Raw genomic sequence first — 12,920 nt, forward strand, 5'->3', positions numbered from 1 at the left:
CGATCTGCCGATTTGGCACCCGTCAGCCGCCATCAATCGAAAATTTACGGCGAATCAATTCAGGCGAATCTTCCGCGATTTTTCGGCGGATTTACTTCAAGGCAGATACTTCCGATTTATCGACCGATGCTAACCGTGAGGGCAATAGCGGCATCGACCGCGCAAGAAGCAAAAGACAAGATAGACGACCGGGATCGCGCCATGTTCTTCCTGCTGCGTTTGGCATTCTGGCTCGGGCTTGTGCTCGTGCTGCTGCCGAGAGACAAAACCCCTGAAGCGGACAAGGCGCCGCAGATCAGCGCGTCGGACGCGGTGTCGGCTGCGACGGCGACGATCAACGACATGGGTCAGTTCTGCAAGCGTCAGCCTTCCGCCTGTGAAGTCGGCGGCCAGGCCGCGACCGCGATCGGCCAGCGCGCGACCGATGGCGCGCGCAAGCTCTACCAGATCATCACCGACAAGAAACCGCCCGACCACACCAGCTCGATCGGCAAGGACGATACCGACCCGGCCGCATCCCGCGACACGCTGACGGCGGACGATCAGACGATTGACTTCCGCCTGCCGCCGACGCCGTAAGCGCCAATAGAGCGCTGTCGCGTGAGGCGGATGCCGGTTCGCGCGAAGAAAACGCGTCAAAACAATCGGGAACCGGTTCCATTTTCGTCGCTTTCGCGGCCCGCCTTCCTATATAAGCCGTTGAGAATAGGATGCGGGCCACGATGACGACGATCGACGAAATCAGGGACAATTTTGCGCTGCTGGACGAGTGGGACGACCGTTACCGCTATGTCATCGAGCTCGGCCGCACGCTGGAGCCGTTGTCGGAGGCGGAGCACTCGGCCGAGAACAAGGTGCAGGGTTGCGTCAGCCAGGTCTGGCTGTCGAAGCGGATCGGTCGCGATGCCAATGGCGAACCGCGCCTGAACTATATCGGCGACAGCGACGCCCACATCGTGCGCGGCCTGGTCGCGATCGTGCTGACGCTGTTTTCCGGGCACACGCCGAAGGAAATCCTCGCTACCGACGCGCTTGCGCTGTTCGACGAGTTCGGCTTCCGCGACCATCTGACGCCGCAGCGCTCCAACGGCCTCCGCTCGATGGTCGATCGCATCCGCAACGACGCGCGCGAGGCCCTTGCGTCCGCCTAGAGCCATTTCCGTTCCGATAGAATCGGAACGGGGCTCTGGATTCTTGTTTGACGCATTTTCTTCACGCAAACCGGTATCCACTTCGCTCGAAAATGCTCTGAGCCCCTACTTCCGCTTCCGCGCCTGCTGGCCAAGTCCCATCTTCTTGGCGAGCTGCGATCGGGCCACCGCATAGTTCGGCGCCACCATCGGATAGTCGGCCGGCAGGCCCCATTTGTCGCGATATTGCTCCGGCGTCATGTTGTACTGCGTGCGCAGATGGCGCTTGAGCGACTTGAAGCGCTTGCCGTCCTCGAGACACACCAGATATTCCGGCGTGATCGACTTCTTCATCGACACCGCCGGCTTGGCCGGCTCGCTCGGCGTGTCGGCGCGGCCGCTCGACACCCGCAGCAGCGCCGCGTGGACCTGGCTGATCAGGCTCGGAATATCCGAGGCCGGCGTCGGATTGTTGCTGAGATAGGCCGAAACGATGCTTGCGGTCAGCTCGACCGGCGTTTTGCCTGACGTATCGGACATGACTCAACCTTCCCCGTGCTATCGACGGCCCGGCGCCCACCGGACAGTATCCACGTGCAGCAATACATCAATGGAATCGCGTACTACTTTGCGAATATGAGCGGATTACAGCAAATCTGACAAGAACGGCCGTATTTTTCCGGCCTCGAACCGACCGCTCGCAAGTATTGACGCCGACCTCAGGGCCGCTGCTCGAGATGCGACCTGAGCTCGTCGATCGAGGCAAACCGCATCATGCCCTCCGGCATCTGCGCCTCGATCGATCCGTCCGAATAGAGCGAATAGGCCATGCCGTCGACGACGCCCGATTTGAGCACGGTCACCGGCGGCTGCTCCTGGGGCGGCGGCGGGTGGCCCGATGACGGCGCCGCGCCGGCTGACTGGGTTTCGCTGAAGGTCGACGGCCGGGGCGTGCGCCGTGGGGCGACGTCGACCGACCGCGGCCGCTCGGCCTTCGGCCAGGTATCGTCGAACGTTGCCGAAGCGGGCTCGGCCGCTGCGGCCGGACCAGGACGCAGCTCTGGCGACAGCATATCCGGCGTCAGCGGCTCGGCCGTACGGCTCTGGGCCCGCTCGCGTTCCTTTCGCGAGGACGAAAACAACAGGTTGCGCCGCTTGGGCGTGGCTTCACCCTCCGGGGGCGCTCCACCCGGCACGGGCGGCGGCGCCTCGCCCGGCGCGCCACGCTGGCCGATTTCGTCGTGCCAGGGCGGTGGCGCCGCGGGCGCAGATGGCTGGACCGTCGGCGGAGGCGCGGCAACCTTGGGCTCACGCGGCGGCGGGAAAACAGGATCCTCGGGGGCATTGCGCGGGGAAGTTGCTGACGGCAGCGGAAGCTCGGCGCGGGCACCTGCGGCAACGGGATCGAGCCGCCTGGCAATGACCTGGAGTTCCCGGAGGATGGCGGCGAGCGCCAGCACGATCGCGCCGGTGCATACGCCGGTCACGCCTGTCGTGATCAAGGCACCGCCGACGCTGAATTCCTTGTAGGGGATTCCCAAGCCGATCGCCGCCAAGCCCGCCACAACCAGGCCCACGCCAACGACCAACAGACCAACCATCATCGAACTAACCCCCGGGAGACCCGACCGAAAATCGGCACAAGCCACCGACGCCACGTTACCGTCATGTTGCCCACACCGCCAACCGCCAATTGTAGCCAGAGTTCCCTAAAATCCCGCTTAACGGGCCAGATGGGCTTCTTGAGCGCGGCTGCGGCCACGTTCAGGAACCCGCTTCCCGTAGATTTACTGGCTACGAATTGCTGCCAATTTATTGCAGCGCATCTGGGAAATTACGCCACAATTACCAATTACTCGGAAACGGAACTGCGCTATGGATGCCGGGGAATGAGGCCCTAAAGCGCCAAACTGGGCCACAGGCACGCCGGTATCACTAGCTATGTCATCGATTACGACGTCTGCCCTCGAGGCGCCTGCACGGCGCTCGGTGGAGAAGACCTGCGACGATCTCGCATTCCTCGTCCTCGGCGTGGTCGCCGTGGTCGCCGGCCTCACATTCCGCGATTACGGTCTGGGCTGGGACGACTACACCCACGCTGAATACGCCGATTTGTTGCTGCGCATGTACGGGTCCGGGTTCAAGGACACCGGCGCGCTCTCGTTCGCCAATCTCTATATGTACGGCGGCGGCTTCGATATGGCCGCGGCGCTGCTGCACAAGGTCATCCCGCTCGAATTGTTCGAGACGCGCCGCCTGCTCGGCGCAATCGTCGGCGTGATCGGGCTTGCCGTGACCTGGCGCCTAGCGCGCCGCGTCGGTGGCCCGCTGGCGGGACTGGCGGCCCTGCTGCTGCTCGCGCTGTGCCCGACCTTCTACGGTCACATGTTCATGAATCCAAAGGATGCGCCGTTCGCCGTCGCGATGGTGGTCCTGATCATGGGCCTCGTCCGCCTGATCGAGGAATATCCGGCGCCTTCGCCGCGCACGATCCTGATCGTGGGCTTGGGGGCCGGCCTGTCGATCGGCTGCCGCGTCCTTGGCGGCCTTGCTTTGATCTACGCAGTGGTCGGCTTCATCCCGCTCTGGATCGAGGAATTCCGCAAGCAGGGCCCGCGCGAGGCGACCCATCGCTTTGCCCATGTCGTCTATGTGCTGCTGCCGGGGCTCGTGCTGGGCTATCTCGTGATGGGCCTGATCTGGCCGTGGTCGATCATGGAGCCCGGCCATCCGCTGGAAGCGGTGACCTACTTCTCGCACTTCTTCGAGAAGCCGTGGAAGGAGATGTTCGACGGCGCGCTGGTGTCGGTGCCGGACATGCCGTGGTCCTATTTGCCGACGCTGTTCGCGCTGCAGCTTCCCGAAGTGCTGCTGGTGCTGCTGACCGCGGCCGTCGTCACCACCTTCATGTCGCTGTCGCGCATCGATGTGACCGCGAAGCGCAAATCGGTCATGCTGATGCTGACGCTGGCGGCGACGCTGCCGCTGGTGATCGCAATGGTGAAGCGGCCGGCGCTCTACAACGGAATCCGCCACTTCATCTTCGTGATCCCGCCGATGGCGGTGCTTGGCGGCATCGCCTTCGCCCGCGGCATGGACTGGCTCGGCGAGAACCGCCGCGCCTGGCAGCCCGCCGCGCTCGCCGTGTTCGCGTTCGGCCTGCTGCTGCCGCTCAGCGAAATGATCCGCCTGCATCCGTACCAGTACACGCACTTCAACCACATCGCCGGCACGGTGCGGACCGCCGACAATTTCTTCATGCTGGACTATTGGGGCCTCGCGCTGAAACAGGCATCCGACGGGCTGCGCGAGCAGCTGGCGGAGCGGCAGGAAGTGCCGCCGCAGCACCGCAAGTGGAAGGTCGCGGTGTGCGGACCGCAGCGCCCGGCGCAGGTCGCACTCGGGCCCGACTTCACGATCGGCTGGGACAGCCATGCCGCCGACTTCGCGATGACGCTCGGTGAATTCTACTGCAAGGGCCTGGCCGCTCCTGTGATGGTCGAGATCAAGCGCGACGACGTCGTGTTCGCCCGTGTCTACGACATCCGCGGCCGCAGCATCTCGAGCCTGCTGGCGATCCCGGCGCCGTAAGGCGTTTTCGAACGAAGCAGACGCCGGTTCGCGTCAGTCAGAGCCGAAAATGCTCTCGCCCATCGCGGCCTTGGAAGATCGATCCTGGGGCTGCCCACCGACCGTTGCCGTTCGGATCGTGGGCCGCATGCCGGCATGACTGTCACGCCGGTCTGCTGCCTTGCTGCGATCCGGCGGCAGCGCTAGGCTCGCGTCAAGCAACAGCCATCAATGGAGCAATCGGCCATGTCGCCAGCGGAAGCGCGCCTGAAGGAAGTGCCGTCGGATATCAGTGCGGCGGAATGGGAGCAGCGGATCAATCTCGCCGCCTGCTATCGCCTGGTCGCGCTCTATGGCTGGGACGATCTGGTCGACACCCACATCTCCGCCCGCGTGCCGGGGCCCGAGCATCACTTCCTGATCAACCCCTACGGGCTGATGTTCGACGAGATCACCGCCTCGAGCCTGGTCAAGGTCGACCTCGACGGCAACCAGCTCTCGAAGAGCGACTACAGCATCAACCCGGCCGGCTTCACCATCCATTCGGCGATCCACGAGGTGCGCGAGGACGCCGGCTGCGTGCTCCATCTGCATACGGTCGACGGCACCGCGGTGTCGAGCGGCCCCGATGGGTTGCTGCCGCTGAACCAGACCGCGCAGCTCGTCACCCACGACCTCGCCTATCACGACTATGAAGGCATCGCGCTTGATCATGACGAGCGCCCGCGCCTGCAGCGCGATCTTGGCACCAAGAACCACATGCTGCTGCGCAATCACGGCACGCTGACGGTCGGCCGCTCGGTCGCGTCCGCCTTCGAGCGGATGTACCATCTGGAGCGCGCCTGCTCGATGCAGGTGGCGACCCGCGCCCTCGGCGGAAGCGCCCATCCGGTCGACCAGCACGCGATCGACAAGAACACCGAGCTGCTGTCGAATCCCGACCGCGCCGAGCTGCGCTCGACCCAGCTGGTCTGGCCACCGCTGCTGCGCAAGCTCGACCGCGTCAATCCCGGCTACCGCGATTGAAATTTCACAATCTTCGGGTAAGCTAGCCGCCAACACCCTCTGCACGGCCTGAATCAAAACGCCGCCCAATTCCGGGCGGCGTTTTTACGTTCGGTCTTCTCTTCCGTAGCCCGGATGGAGCCAACGGGGCGCGCGTTCACGCGACCCGTTGGCTCCATCCGGGTTACCCGGCCGTTTTCGACCGTGCTCGCCTCACGCTACTTGGCGTCGGCGAGCGCCGCCAGGATCCGCGCCCAGGAGCGGATGCCCTTGTGGTAGCTCTTGAGGTCGTACTTCTCGTTCGGCGAATGGATGTTGTCGTCGTCGAGCCCGAAGCCGACCAGCACGCTGTCGAGGCCGAGCGTGCGCTTGAAGTCGGCAACGATCGGGATCGAGGCACCGGAGCCGACCAGCAGTGCCTCCTTGCCCCATTCGTCGGTCAGCGCGCGGCGGGCGGCCGCCAGCGGCTTCATGTTCCAATCGAGCGCGATCGCCGGCGCGGAGGAATGATCGATGAACTCGGCCTTGCAATCCGCCGGCACGCGCGCCGTCACATAATCGCGGAACGCCTTGCGGATCTTCTCGGGATCCTGGCCCTCGACCAGCCGGAACGAGACCTTCGCCGACGCCTCCGCCGGGATCACCGTCTTCGAGCCCTCGCCGGTATAGCCGCCGACGATGCCGTTGATGTCGCAGGTCGGCCGCGAGGAGACCTGCTCGATCAGGAGCCGGTCCTTCTCGCCGGCGGGCACCGAGAGGCCGATCGGCTTGAGGAAGCTGTCCGGCGTCAGATTGAGCTGCTTCCACTGCGCCAGGATGTCCGGCGGCAGATCCTTCACGCCGTCATAGAACCCGGGGATCGTGATGTGGCCGTTCTCGTCATGCAGGCCGCCGAGGATCCGCGTCAGCACGCGGATCGGATTCTGCGCGCCGCCGCCGAACACGCCGGAATGCAGGTCGCGATTGGCGGCCTTGATCCTGACCTCGTCATAGACCAGGCCGCGCAGCGAGGTCGTGATCGCGGGCGTGTTCGGATCCCACATGCCGGTATCGCAGACCAGCGCGAAGTCCGCCTTGAGCTCGACCTTGTTCGCCTCCAGGAACGGCACGAAATTCTTCGAGCCGATCTCCTCCTCACCCTCGATGACGATGGTGATGTCGATCGGCAGCGATCCCGTCACATTCTTCCAGGCGCGGCACGCCTCGACGAAGGTCATCAACTGTCCCTTGTCGTCCTCGGCCCCGCGCGCGACGATGATCTTGCGCCCGTCGGCATGGTCGGTCACCGCGGGCTCGAACGGCGGACGGTGCCAGAGATTCAGCGGATCGACCGGCTGCACGTCGTAGTGGCCGTAGAACAGCACATGCGGGCGCCCGTCGGTCGCCCCGTTCAGCTTGCCGACCACGGCCGGATGGCCGGCGGTCGGCCGCACCTCGGTCTTGAAGCCGAGGGTTGCGATGTCCTTGGCGAGGTGATCGGCAGCCGCCTTGCAGTCATTGGCAAAGGCCGGATCGGCCGAGATCGATTTGATCCGCAGCAGCGTGAACAGCCGCTCGAGACTGTTGTCGAAATCGGCGTCAATGCGGTCGAGGACCGGCTGCAGCTTGGCGTTGGACATCGCGGATATCCTATTGGTTGGACGTTACGCCAGCTTGTAGCGCGCCGGGAGCCGGAGGCAAAGTAGGCCCGCCTTCCTTGGGCGGAGACCTGACGATGTGCCAGACCAGGGCCGCGATCAGCAGAAAGGTCGCAGCAAGATTATTGCCGTAGGCCTGCAGCTCGATCGGATACAGCGGCAGCGAGAACCCGAGCAGGACGCAAGCCGCCGCAAGCGCGACCCAGGTTCCGGTCCGCACCATCGGCCGCGGATCGAAGGTGGCGCGATGCGCCAGCACCGCAATCGGGAAGAACAGCCACATGAAGTAGTATTGCCGCGCCAATGGCGAGGCCACCGTCATCAGACAAAACAGGATGGCGATCTCTTCAGCGTCGGACTTTACCGTCCGTAGCCAGGCCGGCGGTATCACCGCGATGTAGCCGATGCCGATCAGAAGACAGACCGCGACAATGACCCAGTTCACCGTTGCGAAGTCGAGATCGACGACGTTCATGTAGCGCGGCGGCCTGTGCGGATCATCCTGATTGTAGTTCACCCGACGCAGCAGCCGATGCGATACGGCAATGATGGACTGGTTGACCGACGACCAGTTCTGCTCGGCGCGCTGGCCGAACCCTTCGACCGAACTCGTCTCGATCATGCCGTGGTACCAGACCTTCAATTCCGCGGCGTTGCGCTCGAAGCCGCGGAACGGAGCCGGCACGACGAACAGGAAGAGGACCAGGAAAACGGCCATGCCGGCGACCGCACCCCAACGCCTGCGCCAGATCAGATAGGGCAATACCGCAACGGGAAACACCTTGATGGCGGTCGCCAATGCGAACATGCCGCCCGCAAGCCAGAGCCGCCCGCTCCGCAGCAGCCAGAAGCCGCTCAGCATCATCGCGAGCAAAACCAGGTTCGGTTGCCCGAGGTCGAAGATGTCGATGACGAAGGTTACCGTGAGGCAGCCCGGCAGCGCCTCGAGCCAGGGCCCGGGCTTGCGGCCTGACCCCGCCATCGCATGCGAGAGCTGCCCAACCATCCACCACGCGATACAATTGAGGACTAAAAGGCATAGATAAAGCGGGATCTTGCCGAAGAATGTTGGAATCGCCAGCAGCACCGCCGGTAGCGGCGGATAGATGTAGTCGAAATAGCCCGCAGGATCGGCCGGATAGAGGCCGGTACCGTGCAGCACTTGCTGCCCGGCCCAGAACCACAGGGGGTAGTCCTTCGTCTTGCCGTGTCCCCAAATCTCGGGACCAAGAACATCTGCCGTCAGCGCAATACAGAAGGTGAAGAACAACAGATCGAATGGCGCCCGCAGCGACGGGAATCTCAACGCACCGCTCCAAATGAAGATACGGAAACGCCGAGATACTAATTGTAATATTACCTCCTTAGCAATCCGCCGAGCGCCCCGCGCACCAGCGCACGGCCGATCGAGCCTCCGACCGAGCCACCGACCGATTTGCCGAGATCGGCGACCACGCCGCCGACCACCTTGTCGGTCACCGAGCGCGTGACGTTGCGTGCGATCACCTGTCCGGTCGAAAGGCGGCCGCGCTTGACGTTGGTGCCGAAGATCGAGGCGGCGATGGCCCCGATCTGGCCGAGGATGCCGCCACCCTCGGCGCCGCTGCTACCGTCCGCCGGGGTCGCCGTGCCGGCGAGACGCTTCTGGATGATCTCGTAGGCGGATTCGGCGTCGATCGCGGTGTCGTATTTACCCTTCACCGGGCTCGCATCCATGATCGCCTTGCGCTCTTCCGGCGTGATCGGGCCGATCCGCGCCGACGGCGGGCGCACCATGACCCGCTCGACCATCGACGGCGTGCCGCCGCCCTCGAGGAACGAGACCAGCGCCTCGCCCTTGGCGAGCTCCATGATCACCCGCGCGGTATCGAGCTTCGGATTGGGCCGGAAGGTCTGCGCGGCCGCGGCAACCGCCTTCTGATCGCGCGGCGTGAAGGCGCGCAGCGCGTGCTGCACACGGTTGCCGAGCTGCGCCAGCACCTTGTCCGGCACGTCGATCGGATTCTGCGTGACGAAATAGACACCGACGCCCTTAGAGCGGATCAGCCGCACCACCTGCTCGATCTTGTCCATCAGCGCCTTCGGCGCGTCGGTGAACAACAGATGCGCCTCGTCGAAGAAGAACACCAGCTTCGGCTTCGGCAAGTCGCCGGCCTCCGGCAATTCCTCGAACAGTTCCGAGAGCATCCAGAGCAGGAACGTGGCGTAAAGCCGCGGGCTCTGCATCAGCTTGTCGGCGACGAGGATATTAACCATGCCGCGGCCGTCGCGGTCGGTCCGCATGAAATCCTTCAGCGTCAGCGCGGGCTCGCCGAAGAACTTCGCGCCGCCCTGGTTCTCGAGCACAAGAAGCTGACGCTGGATCGTTCCGACCGTTGCCTTGGACACATTACCGTAGCTCTGCGCGGCCTTGCGGATCGACGCCAGCGGATCTTCCCCGTCGTCGGCGCCCTTCTTGCTGCTGTCGGGCGCGATCGCATCCAGCAGGGCACGCAGATCCTTCATGTCGATCAACGCGAGGCCGTTCTCGTCGGCGACGCGGAAGGCAACGTTGAGCACGCCCTCCTGCACGTCGTTCAGATCGAGCATCCGCGACAGCAACAGCGGCCCCATCTCGGTGACGGTGGCGCGCACCGGATGGCCCTGCTCGCCGAACACGTCCCAGAACACGGTCGAGAACTGATCGGGCTGGAAGGTCAAGCCCATTTGCTGGGCGCGCTTCACTATGAAGTCCTTGGCCTCGCCGACCTCGGAGATACCGGAGAGATCGCCCTTGATGTCGGCGGCGAAAACCGGAACGCCGGCGCGCGCAAATCCTTCAGCCATGACTTGAAGCGAGACGGTCTTGCCGGTTCCGGTTGCACCAGTGACGAGGCCATGCCGGTTGGCCAGCGCCAGCGTCAGCCAGGCTGTCTCCTCACCCTTGCCGATAAAGATCTTCTCGTCGGTATCGGCCAACTTGTTGTCGGAGGTCGCCATCGCTTCGCCTCTTCGCGGAGATTTAGATCGTTTCGATCATCGCACCCGGTTCGATACGTCGAACCCGGTTCGATGTGTCGAACCCGGTTCGAAACCTCGAACCCGGTTCGATGTCCGTATCCGGCTCGATACCGAACCAGTGCCATCATATTGCATCTTGCCGGTCGATTGAAACCGTCAGCAGATGCTGACGTATATTGTCGCGCCACTGGTTCCTCATATTTTATTCCCGGCGAAGTGACGAAAGGCATTGCGCATTGCGACAAGATGGTGTGAATCCGCCGCTCACTCTTGCAGCAAGGCCACAGTCACGACGCGATCGAAAAAGAAAACGAACTGAAATGCGCGGATCGCTTGTATTTCGTGACACAGGCGCTCAAGATAAATCTTCAAGAACGACCCGGCAAAGTCCGGTTGAGGCGGGGCAAGATGGACGAATTGGTTGGACAGCTGGCCGCGAAGGCCGGCATCGATGGCGCTGTCGCTGAAAAAACCATCGGCATCGTTCTGGGTTTCCTCCGTAACGAGGGACCTTCCGACAAAGTCCAGGCTCTGATCGACCAAATCCCCGGCGCCGAAGCGGCAATCGCCGCCTCCAACAACAGCGGTGGCCTATCGCGGTTGATGGGCGGCGGCCTGATGGCTGTCGGCACCCGGCTCATGGCGCTTGGCCTGAGCATGGGTGAAATTCAGAACGTCGCGCGTGAACTTTTCAGGTTCGGCCGCGACAAAATCGGAGCGGATCAAATGGGCGAGATCATCTCGGGGACGCCGGGCCTCAGCCAGTTTGCCTGAAGCACTTTTCCAACGCCCCTGCACGCGCGCTCCCTTCTACCTGTTACCTGCATACGAGTATCATGACATACCCCCTCTCCGAGATCGAAGGCCTGTCCGCCTATTGCGCCACCAAACTGAAATCGCAGGGTATCCGCACGACCGACGCACTGCTTGAAGCCGCCCGCACCGTCAAGGGACGCAAGGCGCTCTCTGCCAAGACCGGGATCAGCGAACAACAATTGCTCGAATGGGCCAACATCTCCGACTACATGCGGATTCCCGGTATGGGCAAGGCGAAGGTCGGGCTGGTCCGCGCCGCCGGCGTCACCACCGTGCGCGAGCTCGCGCAGCGCAACCCGTCACGGCTGGCGCAGAGCATGAAGGACGCCAATGTGCGGCGTAAGCTCGTCCGCGTGATGCCCTCAGAAAAGTCGGTCGAGCTGCTGATCGAACAGGCACGCAAGCTGCCGCTCAAGATCACCTACTAGCATCACTATTGGCCTGCCTTGACCGCGCCCGCGGTCGCCGGCGCATGCCATCATCGCGACACCTTGACTTGCCGCTGCGGTCAGCGCAAAGCCTGCGCATGATGGCAACCAGGCCCATAGCATCGGCGGTGACCGGCTCGGCCGTATCAGCGGTGCTGCCGGCGCTGCTGTCGCTGCCCTATCCGGCGGTGATGGGTATCCTGAACGTGACGCCGGACTCGTTCTCCGACGGCGGCCAGTTCATCGCGCCCGAACAGGCGCTGGCGCAGGCCCGCAGGCTGATCACTGAGGGCGCTGACATCATCGACATCGGCGCAGAATCGACCCGTCCCTACGGCTCGCAACCGGTCACCGCCGAGGCCGAAATGGCGCGGCTGAAGCCGGTGCTGGCCGAGGTGGTCGCACTCGGCGTGCCGGTCTCGATCGACAGCATGAAGTCGGAGGTCGTGGCCTGGGCGCTCGACCAAGGTGCTGCGATCGCCAATGACGTCTGGGGCCTGCAGCGCGACGCCGGCATGGCGCCGCTCGTCGCCGCGCGCGGCGTGCCCGTGATCATCATGCACAATCGCGAGCAGGTCGATCCGGCGATCGACATCATGCAGGACATCACGGCGTTCTTCGAACGCTCGCTCGAGATCGCGGCGCGGGCCGGCATTGCGTCCGACCGGATCGTGCTCGATCCCGGCATCGGCTTCGGCAAGACGCCGGAGCAGAGCATGCTGGCGCTGGCGCGGCTCGCCGAGTTCAACGCGTTCCGCCTGCCGGTGCTGGTCGGCGCCTCGCGCAAGCGCTTCATCAGCACGATCGTGGCCTCGGAGCCGCAACAGCGGATCGGCGGCTCGATCGCGGCGCATCTGATCGCCGCGCGGAACGGCGCCCGCATCATCCGCGCGCATGACGTCGCCGAAACCGTTCAGGCGCTGCGGGTGGCCGCGGCAATCGAGGGACAGCAATGACCGACACGATCTTCATCACCGGGATCGTCATCCATGCCCGTCATGGCGTGATGGAACATGAGACCGAAGTCGGGCAGCGCTTCGTCATCGACCTCGAGCTGTACACCGACCTCTCGGAATCCTCGCGCACCGACCGCCTCTCCGACACTGTGTCCTATTCCAACGTAGTCGCGACCGCGACATCGGCATTCAAGAACACCAACTACAAGCTGCTGGAGCGCGCCGCCGGCGCGGTGGCCGAGGACATCCTGGCGAGCTTCCCGCGTGTCAGGGCGGTCAAGGTCACCGTGCACAAGCCGCACGCGCCGATCGCCGCGATCTTCGACGATGTCGGCGTGGTGCTGACGCGCTCGCGGCATCCGCCGTCGCACGGTTGAA

Annotated in this window: 13 protein-coding genes; 8 read left to right on the top strand and 5 right to left on the bottom strand. The window is 64.1% G+C overall.

The annotated features are described in order from the left end of the window. Nucleotides 1-201: 201 nt before the first annotated feature. Nucleotides 202-579 carry a DUF5330 domain-containing protein gene (locus ACE10Z_RS30280; RefSeq protein WP_375789962.1) on the top strand — a complete coding sequence of 126 codons (378 nt, stop codon included), beginning with the start codon at nucleotides 202-204 and terminating at the stop codon, nucleotides 577-579. 143 nt (nucleotides 580-722) lie between these two features. Next, entirely contained in the window at nucleotides 723-1,151 is a 429-nt protein-coding gene (locus tag ACE10Z_RS30285) for a SufE family protein (RefSeq protein WP_375784032.1), read from the top strand. 105 nt (nucleotides 1,152-1,256) lie between these two features. On the opposite strand, the gene ACE10Z_RS30290 is transcribed toward ACE10Z_RS30285, so the two are convergent. Both ACE10Z_RS30290 and ACE10Z_RS30295 read right to left on the bottom strand, forming a co-directional pair. Then, nucleotides 1,257-1,670 (bottom strand): MucR family transcriptional regulator, encoded by a 414-nt coding sequence (locus ACE10Z_RS30290; RefSeq protein ID WP_375784033.1) that lies wholly within the window; start codon nucleotides 1,668-1,670, stop codon nucleotides 1,257-1,259. Between the two features lie 179 nt (nucleotides 1,671-1,849). Continuing rightward, complete coding sequence (locus ACE10Z_RS30295; protein WP_375784034.1) at nucleotides 1,850-2,731, bottom strand: DUF308 domain-containing protein; 882 nt, start codon at nucleotides 2,729-2,731, stop codon at nucleotides 1,850-1,852. A 340-nt stretch (nucleotides 2,732-3,071) separates the two neighbouring features. On the opposite strand from ACE10Z_RS30295, the gene ACE10Z_RS30300 reads away from it, so the two are divergent. Both ACE10Z_RS30300 and ACE10Z_RS30305 read left to right on the top strand, forming a co-directional pair. After that, the gene (locus ACE10Z_RS30300; protein WP_375784035.1) at nucleotides 3,072-4,721 is read left to right on the top strand and encodes a glycosyltransferase family 39 protein; all 1,650 of its coding nucleotides are present in this window, start codon (nucleotides 3,072-3,074) and stop codon (nucleotides 4,719-4,721) included. Nucleotides 4,722-4,946: 225 nt separating this feature from the next. Further along, nucleotides 4,947-5,726 carry a class II aldolase/adducin family protein gene (locus ACE10Z_RS30305; protein WP_375784036.1) on the top strand — a complete coding sequence of 260 codons (780 nt, stop codon included), beginning with the start codon at nucleotides 4,947-4,949 and terminating at the stop codon, nucleotides 5,724-5,726. A gap of 197 nt (nucleotides 5,727-5,923) precedes the next feature. Here ACE10Z_RS30305 and ACE10Z_RS30310 read toward each other — a convergent pair whose 3' ends face one another. From ACE10Z_RS30310 to ACE10Z_RS30320, 3 genes are read right to left on the bottom strand one after another with little or no spacing between them, the layout of a single operon-like run. Then, entirely contained in the window at nucleotides 5,924-7,324 is a 1,401-nt protein-coding gene (locus ACE10Z_RS30310; protein WP_375784037.1) for a M20/M25/M40 family metallo-hydrolase, read from the bottom strand. Nucleotides 7,325-7,334: 10 nt separating this feature from the next. Next, nucleotides 7,335-8,648 carry a glycosyltransferase family 87 protein gene (locus tag ACE10Z_RS30315; protein ID WP_375784038.1) on the bottom strand — a complete coding sequence of 438 codons (1,314 nt, stop codon included), beginning with the start codon at nucleotides 8,646-8,648 and terminating at the stop codon, nucleotides 7,335-7,337. 50 nt (nucleotides 8,649-8,698) lie between these two features. Next, nucleotides 8,699-10,321 carry a helicase HerA-like domain-containing protein gene (locus ACE10Z_RS30320; protein ID WP_375784039.1) on the bottom strand — a complete coding sequence of 541 codons (1,623 nt, stop codon included), beginning with the start codon at nucleotides 10,319-10,321 and terminating at the stop codon, nucleotides 8,699-8,701. Between the two features lie 429 nt (nucleotides 10,322-10,750). Here ACE10Z_RS30320 and ACE10Z_RS30325 point away from each other — a divergent pair, with 429 nt between their 5' ends. The 4 genes from ACE10Z_RS30325 to folB all read left to right on the top strand — a co-directional run bounded on the left by ACE10Z_RS30325 (nucleotide 10,751) and on the right by folB (nucleotide 12,919). Beyond that, a complete protein-coding gene (locus ACE10Z_RS30325; protein ID WP_092127034.1) occupies nucleotides 10,751-11,116 on the top strand; it encodes a hypothetical protein in 366 nt (121 codons plus the stop codon). Between the two features lie 62 nt (nucleotides 11,117-11,178). After that, nucleotides 11,179-11,586 carry a DUF4332 domain-containing protein gene (locus ACE10Z_RS30330; RefSeq protein WP_097670629.1) on the top strand — a complete coding sequence of 136 codons (408 nt, stop codon included), beginning with the start codon at nucleotides 11,179-11,181 and terminating at the stop codon, nucleotides 11,584-11,586. A 98-nt stretch (nucleotides 11,587-11,684) separates the two neighbouring features. Next, on the top strand, nucleotides 11,685-12,542 hold the full coding sequence (folP, locus tag ACE10Z_RS30335) for a dihydropteroate synthase (protein ID WP_375784040.1): 858 nt from the start codon (nucleotides 11,685-11,687) through the stop codon (nucleotides 12,540-12,542). Beyond that, entirely contained in the window at nucleotides 12,539-12,919 is a 381-nt protein-coding gene (gene folB, locus ACE10Z_RS30340) for a dihydroneopterin aldolase (RefSeq protein WP_375784041.1), read from the top strand. Before folP ends, folB begins: the two co-directional genes overlap by 4 nt. The last annotated feature ends 1 nt before the right edge of the window (nucleotide 12,920 follow it).

Source organism: Bradyrhizobium sp. Pha-3 (assembly GCF_042258615.1).
Lineage (GTDB): Bacteria > Pseudomonadota > Alphaproteobacteria > Rhizobiales > Xanthobacteraceae > Bradyrhizobium.

What these genes read in the sequence shown, in the direction of transcription:
- ACE10Z_RS30280 (WP_375789962.1), top strand. Translation starts at nt 202, where the DNA reads ATGTTCTTCCTGCTGCGTTTGGCATTCTGGCTCGGGCTTGTGCTCGTG.
- ACE10Z_RS30285 (WP_375784032.1), top strand. Translation starts at nt 723, where the DNA reads ATGACGACGATCGACGAAATCAGGGACAATTTTGCGCTGCTGGACGAG.
- ACE10Z_RS30290 (WP_375784033.1), bottom strand. Translation starts at nt 1,670, where the DNA reads ATGTCCGATACGTCAGGCAAAACGCCGGTCGAGCTGACCGCAAGCATC.
- ACE10Z_RS30295 (WP_375784034.1), bottom strand. Translation starts at nt 2,731, where the DNA reads ATGGTTGGTCTGTTGGTCGTTGGCGTGGGCCTGGTTGTGGCGGGCTTG.
- ACE10Z_RS30300 (WP_375784035.1), top strand. Translation starts at nt 3,072, where the DNA reads ATGTCATCGATTACGACGTCTGCCCTCGAGGCGCCTGCACGGCGCTCG.
- ACE10Z_RS30305 (WP_375784036.1), top strand. Translation starts at nt 4,947, where the DNA reads ATGTCGCCAGCGGAAGCGCGCCTGAAGGAAGTGCCGTCGGATATCAGT.
- ACE10Z_RS30310 (WP_375784037.1), bottom strand. Translation starts at nt 7,324, where the DNA reads ATGTCCAACGCCAAGCTGCAGCCGGTCCTCGACCGCATTGACGCCGAT.
- ACE10Z_RS30320 (WP_375784039.1), bottom strand. Translation starts at nt 10,321, where the DNA reads ATGGCGACCTCCGACAACAAGTTGGCCGATACCGACGAGAAGATCTTT.
- ACE10Z_RS30325 (WP_092127034.1), top strand. Translation starts at nt 10,751, where the DNA reads ATGGACGAATTGGTTGGACAGCTGGCCGCGAAGGCCGGCATCGATGGC.
- ACE10Z_RS30330 (WP_097670629.1), top strand. Translation starts at nt 11,179, where the DNA reads ATGACATACCCCCTCTCCGAGATCGAAGGCCTGTCCGCCTATTGCGCC.
- folP (WP_375784040.1), top strand. Translation starts at nt 11,685, where the DNA reads ATGATGGCAACCAGGCCCATAGCATCGGCGGTGACCGGCTCGGCCGTA.
- folB (WP_375784041.1), top strand. Translation starts at nt 12,539, where the DNA reads ATGACCGACACGATCTTCATCACCGGGATCGTCATCCATGCCCGTCAT.